We start from the raw sequence: 254 nt of genomic DNA, 5'->3' as shown, positions 1-254 counted from the left end.
CTATTAAATGCCTCTACAAAATCAAAACGCTTTACAATCTCCGGAGATAAGTAATACCGCCGCGCATTCGTAAAACTCATATACTTCTCACCGCATGGATGAGCAGGACCTAGGACTCCGCCGTTTCGATGCACAAGGTCGATTAAAAGCGCCAGCGGCATCCCCCGCATCTCAAGCAGACGCATCTTCACCCCTTCCGGCATAATAACAAGGATATGCCCGGCATCCCTTGTGTCATACTCAATCCCTTTCAA

1 pseudogene is annotated in these 254 nt (G+C 48.4%); it reads right to left on the bottom strand.

Annotated features, from left to right (window positions below):
* A pseudogene (locus NE619_RS18340) lies at window positions 1–254 on the bottom strand (hypothetical protein); the annotation flags it as partial.

Origin of the sequence: Anaerovorax odorimutans, from assembly GCF_024459955.1 — a bacterium.
Lineage (GTDB): Bacteria > Bacillota > Clostridia > Peptostreptococcales > Anaerovoracaceae > Hominibacterium > Hominibacterium odorimutans_A.
The sequence above is the reverse complement of the archived record's forward strand: the minus strand, read 5'-3'. Positions and strand labels throughout refer to the sequence as shown.